Source organism: Spirosoma humi (assembly GCF_054776575.1).
Genome location: NZ_BAAHBR010000020.1, coordinates 184,989 through 200,245, shown reverse-complemented (window position 1 = coordinate 200,245; position 15,257 = coordinate 184,989). Strand labels below are relative to the sequence as shown.

Below are 15,257 nucleotides of genomic sequence, written 5' to 3'. Positions count from 1 at the left end.
ACAACGCTACCCAACCTCAGCTGAATAGCGTTGTGCCCGTGTAATCAGTTGATTAAAAAACGGCCTTGAAAACGTCATTGAAGATAGCAAAAGCCATTAAGCCCAGCAGAATAACCATACCGACTTTTTGGGCTCCTTCCAGAAAACGATCAGACGGCTTACGGCCCGAAATGATTTCGTAGCTCAAAATCGTAGCGTGTCCACCATCAAGGGCAGGAATCGGCAGAGCGTTCATAAACGCAAGTGCCATGGAGAGTACGCCGGTAACCGTCCAGAAGCGATCCCAGAGCCAGACCCCACCGAAAAGATTTTGCGCAATACCAATGGGGCCGCTCAAGGCTTTTGAGGCAGAGACTTCACCCCGGAATATTTTGCCAAACCCTTTGATGTTGTCGTATACGACCTGGAATGCCTTTTTACTCCCAACGACCATCGCTTCGCCGAAGGTGTATTCCTGCTTCGTTAAGGGCAGTAAAAACTCAGGATAAAAACCAATCGTACCGTCGGCTGTGGTTTTAACGGTAAGCGTCTTTGGCTGACCATTCCGGTTAATACCCAGTGTTAGTTGTGTATTCTTGAGCGGCTTTACGATGTCCGTAAATTCGTGGTAGAACCGGATTGGCTTGCCGTTGACGCTCGTAATGATGTCTCCTGCTTTCAGGCCCGCTTTGGTCGCTGGTTGACCCGGCACCAATTCCGCTACTTTGAAGGGCTCGATAGGCTCAATAAACTGACCTGCGGCCTTCTTGTCGGCTAGTTTATCGACAAAGTTGTTCGGAATGAAAATGTCTTCCAGTTTACCATTCCGCTCAATCGTGTACGAACTGTTATTCCCAAGAAATACGTCTGAACTACGAATCTCATTGAAGTCGGAGATTGTCTTCCCATTGACCTTCAGGATTTTATCCCCTGTTTGTAAGCCGATGCTCTTGGCCAGGTCGTACGCAACGATACCATACTTAGCGTCTTTGGCGGCCAGATACGTATTGCCGTTTTTATAAGCGATAATCACGAAAATCAGGATACCGACAATCACATTGACGATAATGCCACCCAGCATGACAATCAGACGCTGCCAGGCGGGCTTGGCGCGAAACTCGTACGGTTGGGGTTCCGTATCGGTATGGGCTGTATCGAGCGATTCGTCGATCATGCCCGAAATTTTCACAAAGCCGCCCAGCGGAATGGCGCCGAGACCATATTCCGTTTCGCCCCGTTTAATACTCCACACTTTGGGAGGAAAGCCAATAAAATACTGCTCAACGCGCATGCCAAAGGCCTTGGCAGCCAATAAATGACCTAATTCGTGCAAGCCAACCAGGATGGACAAGCCCAGAATGAGCTGACCCGCCATTATTAAAATTTCTAAATACTTAGGTTCCATGTAGTTTAACCGCTATGGCGGACCGTGGTGATAATGCTAATGTGAGGATTAAAAACGAGACGTTACTTAGCGTCGGCTTTTGAGGGCGCGAAATAAGATAATGCCGAGCACAATACCTATGATAAACCAAATCCAGTAAGTCACGTAAGTTAAAACGTTGTGTGTGGTCGATACAATACAAACAGCTAAACCAAAGTTTTAATTCGCTCCGTAGCGAGTCGACGGGTTTCTTCGTCGGTACGAACGTAGTCATCGTAAGTCGGCTGTTCCACAAAGGTTGCTTTGATCAAACAGGACTCGATAATTTCTGAAATCTCCAGAAAACTAACCTGATCGTGCAGGAAAGCATCGACCGCTACTTCGTTGGCCGCGTTGACGATGCAAGCCGCATTGCCGCCCCGTTTCAGGGCATCGAAAGCAAGCTGCAGATTGCGAAACGTTTTGAGGTCGGGCTGCTCGAACGTCAGGGACGGATAATCCATAAAGTTGAAGCGGGGAAAATCAGATTTCAGACGATTTGGATAGCCCAACGCAAACTGAATGGGTAGGCGCATATCGGGCAGGCCCATTTGTGCTTTCAGGCTGCCGTCTTCAAACTGCACCAGCGAATGAATAATACTCTGCGGGTGAACGACGACCTCAATCTGCTCAGCGGTCAGGCCAAATAACCATTTGGCTTCAATGACTTCCAGGCCCTTGTTCATCAGCGTGGCGGAGTCGATGGTAATTTTGGCACCCATCGTCCAGTTTGGGTGCTTGAGCGCCTGGGCTTTTGTGACCGTCGCTAAAAATTCCGGTGTCTTCCCCCGAAAAGGCCCACCAGATGCCGTCAGAATGATTTTCTCGATTGGGTTATGAAACTCACCCACCAGACACTGGAAAATTGCCGAGTGTTCCGAATCGACCGGGTAAATGTTGATGCCTTTTTGGGCGGCCAGGCGGGTAATGAGTTCGCCCGCCACCACCAGCGTTTCTTTATTAGCCAGCGCAATGGCTTTCCCCGCTTCGATGGCGTTGATGGTAGGCAGCAAACCCGCGTAGCCCACCATGGCGGTCAACACCATGTCGATGGTATCCATCTGCACGACCGACGCGATGGCTTTGGCTCCGGCATAAACTTTGATGCCCAGCGGATCGAGGGCCGTGAACACCTGATCGTAGCGATCTTCATTGCAGATTACCACAACATTCGGTTTCAACTCAACGGCCTGCTGAATGAGCAGATCGGCATTGTTGTTGGTGGTCAGCACCTCAACTTGGAATTGGTCGGGATGGGATTTTATCACGTCGACGGCCTGGGTTCCAATAGAACCCGTAGAGCCGAGGATGGCGATATGGCGTTTTTTTATGTCAGTCATTTAGTTTTTCGCGCAGGTACTGAATATGCCGGTAGCAAGGGGAGTCCAAAGCTCTGATTAACATTTGCTGGTCATAAGCAACTTTGTCAACCATAGATAGTAGGACACCTTTAAGACTAGGCAAGTGAATTTTGATTACCTCCCAAATTCGTTCGTGGTCAATACCTCGATAATCATGTGCCATATAGTTACGCATATCGGCCACATTTTGCCAAGGTATATCTGAATATTCTTCCTTTAAAGCGCTGTTTATCTTTTTAGACTCTTCGCCTACAACCAGCAGCAGCGCCCATATGGCGTTATAATCTCGCTGATCATTTGTCCAGACCAATTCTTCTGCAGTTGAATAATCGCCAGCATAAATGAAAATTTTCTCAACGCATTCAAGCATAGTGAAAATATATACCAAGTTATTATCACTATACATAGATCACGTCTTTTTCCATTTTGTACTCTATAAATGGATTCATAAATCGGCTGTCGACCAAGTCTAACTTTCTGTGGAACTGATGATAAAGGATGCGGTAAAGATGATCCTTTTGAGACCAAGGCAAGGTTCGCCCCTTTTCCAGATCATACACCAAATCAATATCACTCTTCTCCGTTTGTTCGTTCCGAGCGAAACTGCCATATAAGCCAATACGCTCAATGCCAAATTCTACCCGTAAACGGTCGCGGTTGGCGCTGAGCGTTTCTAAAATATAGGCCTGATTAACAACTGGTGCTTCCATCGCTTACGCCGTTTGTCCAATCTCGAGTAACCCCTCCGCAATCTTCCGGTCGTTTGCCAGGCGCGGCACTTTATTCTGGCCGCCCAGCTTGCCCTGCGATTTCATGTACCGCTGAAAAGCACCACGGGGCAGACTGGTTAGTTTTAAGGGTTGCAGAATAGAACCCGTGATCAGGTCATCATAATATACGTTTAGTTCGGTCAGGCGGTTGTCTACGTCCTGGGCAAAAGCACGTGCATCGTGCGGGGGTGTGGCAAATTCGACCAGCCATTCGTGATACGGCAAGCCTTCTCGCGGGCTAACCATCGGCGCGACAGTGAACTCGACCACTTCGGTTTCGGGGTGTTTCTGCATGGCAAACTGCAAGGCTTTTTCCACTTCTTCACCAATCACGTGCTCACCGAAAGCCGAGATAAAGTGTTTGATACGCCCCGTTACCAGGAGCCGGTACGGCTCCCGCGACACAAACTTGACGGTATCACCGAGCGAATAACCCCATAACCCGGCGTTGTTGTTAATGATCACCGCGTAATTTTTGCCGAGCTCCACCTCGTCAATCGTTAACCGGCGCGGATTGTCGGTAAAGTATTCGTCGGCCGCAATGAACTCGAAAAAGATGCCACTGTTCACCAGAAGGAGTAATCCCTCTTCCGTCTGACTATCCTGAAACGCAATGAATCCTTCCGATGCCGGATAGGTTTCAATCGAGTCTATTCGCTTGCCGATGCTATCGAACAGTTTGGCGCGGTAAGGCTCAAAGTTGACGCCACCGTACACAAATACCGAAAAGTCCGGGAAAACATCGTTGATTAACTTGCCCGTTCGTTCCTGAATCCGGTCGAAATACATCTGCACCCAGGGGGGAATGCCCGAAATGAGCGACATCGGCTGGGTCAGCGTTTCATCGATGATGCGTTCCAGTTTGGTTTCCCAGTCATCAATGACATTGGTTTCATAACTAGGCAACTGGTTCGTGCGCAGATAAGCCGGAACGTGGTGATTGGCAATGCCCGAAAGCCGGCCAATGTTGATGCCCGCTTTTTGGGTCAGTTCGGGGCTGCCCGATAGAAAAATCAGCTTCTTGTCCAGAAACGCTCCGTTTCCCGTTTCATTAATGTAATTCAGTAGCGCATCGCGGGCGGAATTGATATGGTTTGGAATCGAATCCTGGGTAATTGGAATGTACTTGGTTCCCGATGTGGTGCCGGATGTTTTGGCAAAATACAGCGGTTTTCCTTTCCAGAGCACGTCGGTTCCCCCGCTTAAGATCTGCTCGATGTACGGTTTCAGGTCCTCATAATCGCGGACAGGAACGGCTTGCCGAAACTCCGCGATGGTGCGTACCTCCTTCAGGTGATGGTCCTGGCCAAAAACAGTAGCCCGACCGCCTTCCATCAGGCGCTGAAACCAGCGTTGCTGAGCCTCGGCAGGCTGATACATCCAGGCTTGCTGCCGCTCTACGATAAACTTGGCTAATGGCTTACTGACGACCGAACGAATTCCCATAGTAGCACAAAGGTAAAGCTTATTTAAATGATGAATGATGAGCGAAAAATGATGGATAGGCAACTTTAGCTTGTATTGCCGGGACGATTCATAATTCATTATTCATCATTCTGATTAATAATCTATATTTTTGCACACATTCAATAAAACTGTATTTGTAATAAGGCGTTCTGCGTCAACCTATAATGGGACTTTTCAATTTTTTAACCAGCGATATTGCTATTGATTTGGGCACGGCGAATACCCTGATCATTCACAAAGATCGCATTGTGGTAGATGAGCCTTCGATCATCGCAATGGACAAAGTCAGTGGCAAGGTACTGGCCATTGGTCACAAGGCCATGCAGATGCACGAAAAGACCAACGAAAACATCAAGACAATTCGCCCGTTAAAGGACGGAGTCATCGCCGATTTTACAGCCGCCGAGCTGATGATTCGGGGCATGATAAAAATGATCGATACGGGCAGCAAGCTGTTCTCCCCTTCGCACCGAATGGTTATTTGCATTCCATCAGGCATTACCGAAGTTGAGAAGCGGGCTGTTAAAGACTCCGCTGAACATGCCGGTGCGAAAGAAGTATACATGGTGCACGAGCCCATTGCCGCAGCCATTGGCATTGGCATAGACATCACCCAGCCTAACGGCACAATGATCGTCGACATTGGCGGAGGGACGACCGAAATTGCGGTAATTGCCCTTTCTGGTATCGTCTGCGAGCAATCTATCCGCATTGCGGGTGATGTGTTTACCCGCGATATCGTGGATTATATGCGCCGGGAGCACAACCTGCTCATCGGCGAACGGTCGGCAGAGCAGATCAAGATGGAAGTTGGCTCGGCCTTACCTGAACTCGATAACCCACCGGCCGATTACGAAATCCGGGGCCGCGATTTGATGACCGGTATTCCCAAAGAGATCAAAGTTACTTACAGCGAGATCGCCTACGCGCTCGATAAATCCATTTCGAAAATTGAAGAGGCTACCATGAAAGCCCTCGAAATTTCGCCACCGGAATTGTCCGCCGATATTTATACCAATGGTATTCACCTGACGGGTGGCGGAGCCTTGCTGCATGGCCTCGACAAACGGCTGGGCGCCAAAACCAAATTGCCTATTCACGTAGCCGACGATCCGCTCAAGGCGGTTGTGAAAGGTACGGGCGAGGTAATTAAGAATCTGGAAATGTACAGATCGGTATTGATCAGCTAATCGGGTAACCAGGCGGTCGGCCACTGCCGGGAAAGCCTTCGCGTCGTAGACAAATTTATCGCTACAACGTACGGGCTTTCCCGGCAGTGGCCGACCGCCTGCGTTACGTTTTAACCTAATGGGAGAATTAGTCGATTTTTTCGTTCGAAGCCGAAACTTCATTCTGTTTGTGTTGCTGGAAGTACTTTGTTTTTACTTTATCATCAACACCAGCAATTACTGGAGTGTTACGTACTTCAACACCTCGAACCAGTATTCGGCTAAAGTATTGGCCTTATCAAATGCGGCTAATGAATACGCACGTCTTCGTCAGGTCAATGCCGATCTGGCACTGGAGAACCAACGACTCAATACACAACTGACTAAGTTACTCCAGAGCAAACCAGTTGCCCCTGCCGAATACCAGGCCGATTCGGCCTTTGCTGATCGGTTTAAATTTTCGGTAGCCAAAGTGGTTGATAATACCACGCAGTTCGCTAATAACTACATAACGATCGATAAAGGTACCGACGATGGTATCCGGCCTGGCATGGGCGTTATTTCACCAACGGGTGTGGTGGGTAAGGTGAAAGTCTGTAACCGGCATTTTTCAGTTATCACATCTATTCTACATTCTGAATACCTGGTGTCCTCTCAATTGGTAAAATCAGGTGAAACCGGCACTGCCAAATGGGATGGTGTTGATCCACACCTGATTAAACTGAATGATATTTCGCTCACAAAACCCGTCAGTAAAGGCGATTCGGTTGTAACGTCACAATTCAATTCGACTTTCCCGCCTGGTATTCTGGTGGGGCGCGTTCGCACAGTTGGGGTTCAGCCCAACCAGACTTTCCATGATATTACGCTTAATCTGGCTACCAACTTCAGCAATTTGTCTTTTGTGTATGTCGTCGAAAATCGCCTGCAAAACGAGCAGGAGCAGTTAGAAAAACAAATTGAAACGGAAAAATAAGCTTGTCGTTCGTGATCTGTTATAACGTTTACCTAACGTAATGACCTACCCGGGCCGACAGGCTGAGCTATACAATGACCCTGCGCGAAATTCTGTCTACGGCACTTTTATTTTTGTTGTACCTAATCCTGCAAATTCTGCTGGTGCGAAATCTGGTTCTGTTCGATTATGCTTTCTGCTTTATCTATATCGCCTGTATTTTGCTGTTACCAAATGAGCTTGGCCTGACCTGGCTGCTGCTGATTGCGTTCGTGACGGGTATCATCGTCGATACGTTTTACAATACATTGGGAATGCACGCGGCTGCTTCTGTGTTAATGGCTTATTGCCGACCACTGATTGTTCGTTCTCAGATTGACGTTCCCGGTCTGGAGACGCGTATTGAATTTTCGCTTCGGGAACTGGGTGTCGGTGCCTTTTTCCGGTATGTGTTAATATTGGCGTTTATTCACCATACGGCCCTCTTTTTCATCGAAGCGAGCAGCCTGACGTTGCTTATCCCAACCCTCATTCGGGTAGCCGCCAGCACGTTGTTTACGACAGTAAGCATTGTTCTGATTCAGTTTTTTACCAGAAATTAATTCTTCATCCGCACACGATAGCATGTCTGAAACGCTCATACTTCCTCAAACACGAGACCGGCAGGCCCTTTACGATAGTCTGATTCCTCAACTCACTGCGCTCGTAGAGGGCGAGCCTGACCTGATTGCTAACCTGGCAAATATTGCCGCTGCGCTCAAAGAAGCCTTTGGGTTTTTCTGGGTTGGGTTTTATCTCAAAAAAGGGGATCAACTCGTTCTGGGGCCTTTTCAGGGACCGATCGCCTGTACGCGAATAGCCTTTGATAAAGGCGTTTGCGGGGCCGCTTACACACGGCAGGAAACCATTCTGGTGCCCGATGTTGAGCAGTTTCCGGGACATATTGCCTGTAGTTCAGCCTCTCGATCCGAAGTCGTCGTGCCTGTGTTCGATCGGGCAGGCGACGTGGCAATGGTGCTGGACGTAGACAGCGATTTGTTAAATGACTTCAATGAAGTTGATGCCCGGGAGTTGGAAAAAATTGCCGCCTTGATCACGGCGCTTTGAGCGCTAGAAGGGGCTTTCGTCGCGATCTGTGTGGTTAAGATGCCGTTAAAGTTTGGCCCGTGCTTAAACCATCGCTCTGCTCAGCCGTCTTAGGTTCGGACTTAACAACGAAGAACCATGATTAAGAAAATTGCTTTGAGTGGATTGCTGCTCTCCCTGTTTTCATTTCCCCTGTTAGCGCAACAAACCGCTACACCCGATGCCCCCACCCAGACCAATACCCGTCGGATGGGTAAAAACGGTACCATGCAGCCGCACCAGAAAGGTGATCCGGCTACTCGTGCCAAGAAAATGACTGATCGTATGACGCAGCAATTAGGACTCGATCAGGCCACGTCGCAAAAGGTGTACGATGCCGCACTGACCCGGGCTCAGAAAATAGATGCTATTCAGGCCAGCTCAGACGACAATAAGGCTAAAGCGCAGGCCATGAAAGCAAACGCCGACGACTTCAAGGCTACATTAAAAAGCATTCTCACCCCTGATCAGTTCGCTAAGGTTGAATCTATGAAAGGCAAAGGCGGCATGCGTCACGGTCGGCGCGGTTCATCGAATGGCGATCAGGACAAAGATCAAAAGTGAGCCATATTTAAACGAAGTCTCCATTGAAACGGGGCTGATACTCAATGTTCTTTAACGTTGGGCATCAGCCCCGTTTGGTTTGACAGCGGTATACCCCTACTCTCCTCGTCTACAGTAAAATTTATATACGTTCTCCTTTTCGTTAAAACTGGTTAACCGTTCCATGGCATCGCCCGTATCCCGTCGGCTATTTATTAAACAAACTGCGCTCATAGGAGCCTCTAGTATGATAGTTCCAACACAGGTGTCAGCTGAATCAGGTCTGTTTGATCCTGAGCCAACCGTGATTGGCCACAACGGTTTCCGGTATCGGGTTGTACCGGGCTGGGGCGTTCTGGATGCGGGTAAGAATCCCGTCAACGATTGCCACGAAATGGTGCAGGATGCCAAAGGACGGATCATTCTGTTGACCAACGAGACGAAAAACAATATCCTTATTTACGATAAATCGGGGAAGTTGCTTGAAACCTGGGGGCACAGCTATCCCGGTGGACATGGGTTGACCCTGGGCGGAGAAGGAAACGATCAGTACTTGCTCATTTGCGATACCGACCGGCATCAGGTTATAAAAACTGACCTGAAAGGCCGCGAATTAATGAAGCTGGACTACCCAAAAGAAACCGGCAAATACGATTATCCATCCCAGTATAAACCTACTGAAACAGCTATCAATCCGGCCAACGGGGATATTTATGTCGTGGATGGTTACGGCCTGAACTACGTAACCCAATATGATCGAACGGGTAAGCTCATTCGGTACTGGGGTGGCAAAGGCGAGGGTAACGATACATTCGATTGCTGCCACGGCATTGTTGTCGACCGTCGCGTAGCGACCAATCCAACCTTATTGATTACCGACCGTCGGCACAATGCCTTGAAGCGGTTTACGCTCGACGGAAAATATGTGTCGACCATTGCCCTGCCGGGTTCCTACATCTGCCGCCCGGTTATTCATGGCGACAATATTTACGGGGCCGTGTTTCGGAGTACATCCGATTCCTATCCTGACTCGGGTTACATTCAGATTCTGGATAAAAACGACCGGGTGATTTCAACGCCGGGTGGCTCTGCCCCGGTCTATCAGGATAACAAGCTTGCCGAGCAGCGCAAAGACCTTAAAAACTCGCCCTTCCTACACCCGCATGACGTACTGGTGGATGAAGACGACAGCGTGTATGTGGCTCAATGGGCATCTAAAAAAACATATCCTATCAAACTAGAGCGTGTTGCCTGATACCCTAGCCTGACGTATGCATGAGCTGATTTTATTACAAGCTAAGCCGACATCTCCCGCCGACTGGGTGCTGTTCTGGGGGCATTTTCACCCGCTCATCGTTCACCTACCTATCGGCTTTCTGCTCATTGCCGGTCTACTCGAACTGGATCGGCTAACCCGGCGAAACTCCGTAAGTCCGCATACCATCACGCTGATCCTGTTTTGGTCGGCGGTGAGTGCCACGTTGGCCTGTGTGTTTGGGTATATGCTATCGCTTGGGGGAGGCTATGAAACCGCGACCCTAACTAATCACATGTGGGAGGGTATCGGCGTCGCTGTATTTGCGTGGCTTGCCTGGTCGGTAAAGTCCGAGAACCTGGGTCGTATTTTGCCCTTTGCGTCACTCATGTACCTGCCAGCGCTGGTCGTATCGTTGCTGCTGCTGTTAGCGGCCGGTCATTTGGGAGGTAACCTGACCCATGGCGAGGATTATCTGACTCAGTATATGCCGGAGACCCTGCGAACGCTGGCCGGTAGACAACCCAGGCAGAAAGAGGTCGTATTTCAGCCCATTACGGATGTCAATCAGGCGATGGTGTATCAGCAGATCGTGAACCCTATTTTGCACAGTCGCTGTGTGCAATGCCATAATGCGGGAAAAGCAAAGGCCGGATTGCGGTTGGATACACCCGACATGATTAAAAAAGGGTACGAAGACGGCCCGGTATTGGTGGCAGGCAAAAGTAAGACGAGTCAGTTGGTAAAGGTTTGCCTGTTGCCCGAAGAGGACGACCACCACATGCCGCCGAAAGGCAAACTCCAGTTGAAGGAGAAGGATATCGCCCTGCTAACCTGGTGGATTGATCAGGGTGCCCCTTTCGACAAAAAAGTAGCCGAATTAGCCGTCAATGACGCCATCCGTCCCGTGCTGGCGTCCCTGGCCGGTGGTGGTCCGCTCGAAGCCGGAGGAACACAAGTGGCATCGGGTCCCGCTCCTGAGTCGCCGGTGTTGATTATGAAAGTACCAGCCGCTGATCCGAAGATTGTCGATGAATTGAAAAAGGCAAACCTACTGGTACTGCCCTTATCGAAAGAGCAAAATCAACTCGAAGTCAGTGCTGTTAATGCCCGAACATTCAATGATGCGCAGGCCATCGTCTTGCCAAAGTTAAGCAATCAGATCGTGTGGCTTAAGCTGGGGGATACGCAAATCTCCGATGCAGCCTTGGCATCGATTGCAAAGTTGAAAAATTTACAAAAACTCCATCTGGAAGAGACGAAGGTGACGGATGCGGGCCTGAAACAGTTAAAACAGTTAGCCAATCTGGAGTATTTGAATTTGTATGGAACCGCAGTCACCGACGCTGGACTCACCGAACTCGCTGGTCTGAAAAACCTGAAAACGGTCTATCTCTGGCAAACCAACGTGACCGAGAAAGGCGTCACGGCTTTAAAAGCGGCTCTCCCTAAACTAGAGGTTGTAGGCGGTATCAATGAGCAGGCGGTTGCCGACTTTGTCAAAGCGGCCCCACTTGAGCCGAAAGATGGCGAGTCGAAAAAACGGTAGCGAACTGGCATCGTTGTGGCCCGGGTCTTTGCAGGTCACACATCTGCTTCAAATTAAACGGGCAAAATAGACTATCAACAAGATAATATAGTACGATTTTTACATCATTACCGAGGTTACTTTTGTAGTCTGTTTCATAATCAATCAGTTCGTTGCTATGCGTCACTGGTTAGGTAGACCATTTCGATCCGTTCTTCTCAGCGCTGCGGCTGGCCTGTTCGGCGCGTCTACCTGGTTAACCGCCTGCCATCGTTCCGTCGAAAAACCGGCTGATATTGTCGCGGTTGAAGCAAGTCTGCCCAAAAAAGTTGATTATAACCTCCACGTCAAACCTATTCTGTCCGACCGCTGCTTTGCCTGCCACGGACCCGATCAGGCCAAACAGCAGGCGGGGCTGCGATTAGACACCCCCGAGGGGGCTTATGAAGCGCTGGCGAAAAGTGGCCACAAAGCGATTGTTCCGGGCGATATAGCCAAGAGTGAACTGGTTAGCCGCATCATCAGCAACGACCCGGATGTGATGATGCCAACGCCTAAATCAAATCTGACGCTCACGGCGGAAGAGAAAGCGATGCTTATCCGCTGGGTGGAACAGGGAGCCGAGTACAAGGAGCACTGGTCGCTTATCGCACCGACCATGCCCGAAATTCCGAAGGTAGCCGATCAGAAATGGGTCATCAATGACATTGACCGGTTCATTCTGGCCCAACAGGAAGCCAAAAAATTAGGCCATGCCCCCGAAGCGGATAAAACCACCCTACTGCGCCGGGTAAGCCTTGATCTAACGGGCCTGCCGCCAACGCCCGCTGAAGTAGATGCGTTTCTGGCCGACAAATCGCCAAATGCATACGAGAAAGTGGTGAACCGGTTACTCAGTAGCCCCCATTATGGCGAGCGGCAGGCGGTTGAATGGCTCGATGTGGCTCGCTATGCCGATACGGACGGTTATCAGGATGATGGCCTGCGCACCATGTGGCCTTACCGTGACTGGGTTATTCGCGCCTACAACAAGAACCTATCCTTCGACCGGTTCATTACCTGGCAGTTGGCCGGTGATTTACTGCCTAATCTATCGGTATCAAAAGACCGACAAGATAAATTGATTGCCACGGCTTTTAACCGTAATCACCAGCAAAGCCAGGAGGGCGGTATTGTGGATGAAGAATACCGCACCGAATACGTAGCCGACCGCACGAACACATTTGGGAAAGCGATGCTGGGCCTCACCGTAGAGTGCGCCCGCTGTCACGACCACAAGTACGACCCTATTAGTCAGAAAGATTATTACTCTCTGTATGCGTTTTTCAACAGTAATAACGACCGTGGTCAGATTCCTTACAATGGCGAAGCGGCTCCAACCATCACGCTGACAAAACCCGAAACGGAAGCGAAATTGCGCTTTATTCGCGAACAGTTGACTCCTATTCAACAGCAACTTAATCCTAACCGGTCCGATTATCAACAGCGTTTTGGGCAGTGGCTGGTCAAAACAAAAGCGGTATCATCAATCGACTCCGGACTGCTGGCGCACTACACATTCGATGAAGACGACCGGGCTGACATCGGCGCTTTTGTAAAAGCTAAAAATGAGGAACAGAAACGGGAAGAGGAAAAGAAGAAGATAGCGGAAGAGGTAAAACGAAAAAAAGAAGGTGTTGCCAAACCTGGTAAGTCCGACGATAAAAAGTTGGCAAAAAAAGAACCGGCCAAGCCCAAAACGAAAGAAGAACTCTGGAAAGATCCGCGCAATGCCTTTGCCAATACCGTAAATGACACCCTGCCTGCCCGCCTGGGTGGCGATCCCGATAAAGTACCGTATTCAGTGCCCGGTCGCTTTGGTAAAGCGCGTTACCTGGCTGGCGATAGCTTCATCGAGTTGCCGGGTAATTTCGGGGCGTTCGAGCAGAATGAGCCGTTCACGATCAGTAGTTGGTTCAATCTGGCCAAACCGGCTATGGCCCTGACGCTATTGGGGCGAACGACGGGTCCTATGGATGGTCAGCGCGGCTACCAACTCGATTTGCTGGGTGATGGACGTTTGAAATTAACACTCAATCATGTTTGGCCCGCCAATGCCATTGACATTGAGTCGGTCGATAAAGTGCCGGTGCATCAATGGTTTCAGGTTGCGTTTGCCTATGATGGAACCGGCCAGGCCAGGGGTGTTAACCTCTACCTGAATGGTCGGCCCGTTAGGACAAGGGTCATTACCGACAATTTGCTGCACAGTATGGTATTTGGTAAAGATCGAACGCACTGGGCACAGCACAACTTCTACGTAGGCCGGATGCACGATAACTTCTACAAAGACTTCGCAGTCGATGAACTCCGGATTTATAATCGCTGCCTGACGCCGTTGGAAATGCCCAACCTGGCTGGTCAGCCAGATGCACTAACGGCTGCCCTACACACACCGGCCGCCAACCGAACACCCGCCCAGCAGGCAGGATTATACACTTACTACCTTAGAACGCAGGATCCACCTTATCGGGTGGCCCACGCCAAAGCCATGAAGTTGCGCGGTGAGCAAGTTAAGCTCTACACCAACTCCGACCAGGTGATGATCATGCAAGAGCGGTCGGTGCCACGCCAAACGCATCTGCTGAAACGGGGTGCTTACGATGCCCCCGGCGAAGTCGTTACGCCAGCTGTTTTGCACAGCCTCAATCCTTTGTCTGACAATATGCCCAAAAATCGGCTGGGCTTGGCTAACTGGTTGCTGGCACCTGAAAACCCGTTATTCAGCCGGGTGATGGTGAACCGGATGTGGCAGCAGTACTTCGGGCAGGGACTTGCTAAAAATAGCGATGACTTTGGTAATCAGGGTGCTCTGCCCAGCCATCCGGAACTACTGGATTATCTGGCCGTAAAATTTCGGGATACGGGCCGTCCAAAATCGGGGGGGCAATGGAATACAAAGGCCATGCACAAGTTGATTGTGATGTCAGCCACGTACCGACAGGCATCGAGTGTGCCCGAGACTGTGCGGGAGGTCGATCCAGACAATACATTTTTGACCCGTGGACCAAGCTATCGGATGTCGGCGGAGCAGGTACGTGACAATGCACTTGCGGCCAGTGGTTTACTGACACAGCGTGTGGGCGGGCCAAGTGTGCGACCCTACCAACCCGCGGGAATCTGGGAAGCGTTGGCTACCCGAAATGCCGTAAAATACACCCAAAGCAAGGGCGATAGCCTCTACCGCCGGTCGATGTATACGATCTGGAAACGTTCCTCACCGGCGCCCATGATGCTGAACTTCGATGCGGCCGAACGGCATACCTGCGTGGTGAAACGGCAAAAAACCAGTACGCCCCTCCAGGCACTGGTTACGCTGAATGACCCGCAGTTCGTTGAAGCCGCCAGAGTGCTGGCGCAGCATATACAGCCCGTCGCGAACCCATCGGAACGTATCGACGCTGTTTTCAAAGCCGTTGTCAGCCGTCCGGCAAGGCCTGCAGAACGAGCGCTGGTGAATCAGCTTTATAATGAGGAACTGGCTGATTTTAAGCAAAATCCCAAACGGGCAAACGAACTACTGTCGGTGGGCGAATACCCGGTCGATAAAAAGGCAAACCGGGCAGAGCTGGCCGCGTGGACGGTGGTAGCCAGTACGATAATGAATTTCGACGAAGCGATCATTAAACGATAGGCAGAGGGC

The 15,257-nt window shown here is 50.1% G+C and carries 13 protein-coding genes; 8 read left to right on the top strand and 5 right to left on the bottom strand.

All coding sequences use genetic code 11. From position 1 onward, the window contains the following. Window positions 1–52 precede the first annotated feature (52 nt). The 5 genes from rseP to ACYU8Y_RS27260 form a co-directional block, all read right to left on the bottom strand. Window positions 53–1,384, bottom strand: a complete 1,332-nt coding sequence (gene rseP, locus ACYU8Y_RS27280; RefSeq protein WP_460941384.1) for an RIP metalloprotease RseP — start codon at window positions 1,382–1,384, stop codon at window positions 53–55. Between the two features lie 185 nt (window positions 1,385–1,569). Then, window positions 1,570–2,742 carry a 1-deoxy-D-xylulose-5-phosphate reductoisomerase gene (locus ACYU8Y_RS27275; protein ID WP_460941383.1) on the bottom strand — a complete coding sequence of 391 codons (1,173 nt, stop codon included), beginning with the start codon at window positions 2,740–2,742 and terminating at the stop codon, window positions 1,570–1,572. Further along, complete coding sequence (locus ACYU8Y_RS27270; RefSeq protein WP_460941382.1) at window positions 2,735–3,133, bottom strand: HepT-like ribonuclease domain-containing protein; 399 nt, start codon at window positions 3,131–3,133, stop codon at window positions 2,735–2,737. The genes ACYU8Y_RS27275 and ACYU8Y_RS27270 overlap by 8 nt, the downstream gene beginning before the upstream one ends. 28 nt (window positions 3,134–3,161) lie before the next feature. Further along, window positions 3,162–3,473, bottom strand: coding sequence for a nucleotidyltransferase family protein (locus ACYU8Y_RS27265; RefSeq protein ID WP_460941381.1), 312 nt, complete (start codon window positions 3,471–3,473; stop codon window positions 3,162–3,164). A 3-nt stretch (window positions 3,474–3,476) separates the two neighbouring features. Next, on the bottom strand, window positions 3,477–4,979 hold the full coding sequence (locus ACYU8Y_RS27260; protein WP_460941380.1) for a GH3 auxin-responsive promoter family protein: 1,503 nt from the start codon (window positions 4,977–4,979) through the stop codon (window positions 3,477–3,479). Between the two features lie 185 nt (window positions 4,980–5,164). On the opposite strand from ACYU8Y_RS27260, the gene ACYU8Y_RS27255 reads away from it, so the two are divergent. The 8 genes from ACYU8Y_RS27255 to ACYU8Y_RS27220 all read left to right on the top strand — a co-directional run bounded on the left by ACYU8Y_RS27255 (window position 5,165) and on the right by ACYU8Y_RS27220 (window position 15,248). Then, window positions 5,165–6,190 (top strand): rod shape-determining protein, encoded by a 1,026-nt coding sequence (locus ACYU8Y_RS27255; protein ID WP_018619308.1) that lies wholly within the window; start codon window positions 5,165–5,167, stop codon window positions 6,188–6,190. A gap of 118 nt (window positions 6,191–6,308) precedes the next feature. Continuing rightward, window positions 6,309–7,145: a rod shape-determining protein MreC gene (gene mreC, locus ACYU8Y_RS27250; protein ID WP_460941379.1), complete on the top strand. Its 837-nt coding sequence runs from the start codon at window positions 6,309–6,311 to the stop codon at window positions 7,143–7,145. A gap of 74 nt (window positions 7,146–7,219) precedes the next feature. Continuing rightward, the gene (locus tag ACYU8Y_RS27245; RefSeq protein WP_460941378.1) at window positions 7,220–7,726 is read left to right on the top strand and encodes a hypothetical protein; all 507 of its coding nucleotides are present in this window, start codon (window positions 7,220–7,222) and stop codon (window positions 7,724–7,726) included. Window positions 7,727–7,748: 22 nt separating this feature from the next. Next, window positions 7,749–8,231 (top strand): GAF domain-containing protein, encoded by a 483-nt coding sequence (locus tag ACYU8Y_RS27240; protein WP_460941377.1) that lies wholly within the window; start codon window positions 7,749–7,751, stop codon window positions 8,229–8,231. A 117-nt stretch (window positions 8,232–8,348) separates the two neighbouring features. Then, window positions 8,349–8,813 (top strand): DUF4890 domain-containing protein, encoded by a 465-nt coding sequence (locus ACYU8Y_RS27235; RefSeq protein ID WP_460941376.1) that lies wholly within the window; start codon window positions 8,349–8,351, stop codon window positions 8,811–8,813. Between the two features lie 226 nt (window positions 8,814–9,039). Beyond that, entirely contained in the window at window positions 9,040–10,047 is a 1,008-nt protein-coding gene (locus tag ACYU8Y_RS27230) for an NHL repeat-containing protein (RefSeq protein ID WP_460941375.1), read from the top strand. Between the two features lie 16 nt (window positions 10,048–10,063). Next, window positions 10,064–11,596 carry a c-type cytochrome domain-containing protein gene (locus ACYU8Y_RS27225; RefSeq protein ID WP_460941374.1) on the top strand — a complete coding sequence of 511 codons (1,533 nt, stop codon included), beginning with the start codon at window positions 10,064–10,066 and terminating at the stop codon, window positions 11,594–11,596. Window positions 11,597–11,753: 157 nt separating this feature from the next. Beyond that, window positions 11,754–15,248, top strand: coding sequence for a DUF1553 domain-containing protein (locus ACYU8Y_RS27220; protein ID WP_460941373.1), 3,495 nt, complete (start codon window positions 11,754–11,756; stop codon window positions 15,246–15,248). Window positions 15,249–15,257: the final 9 nt, after the last annotated feature.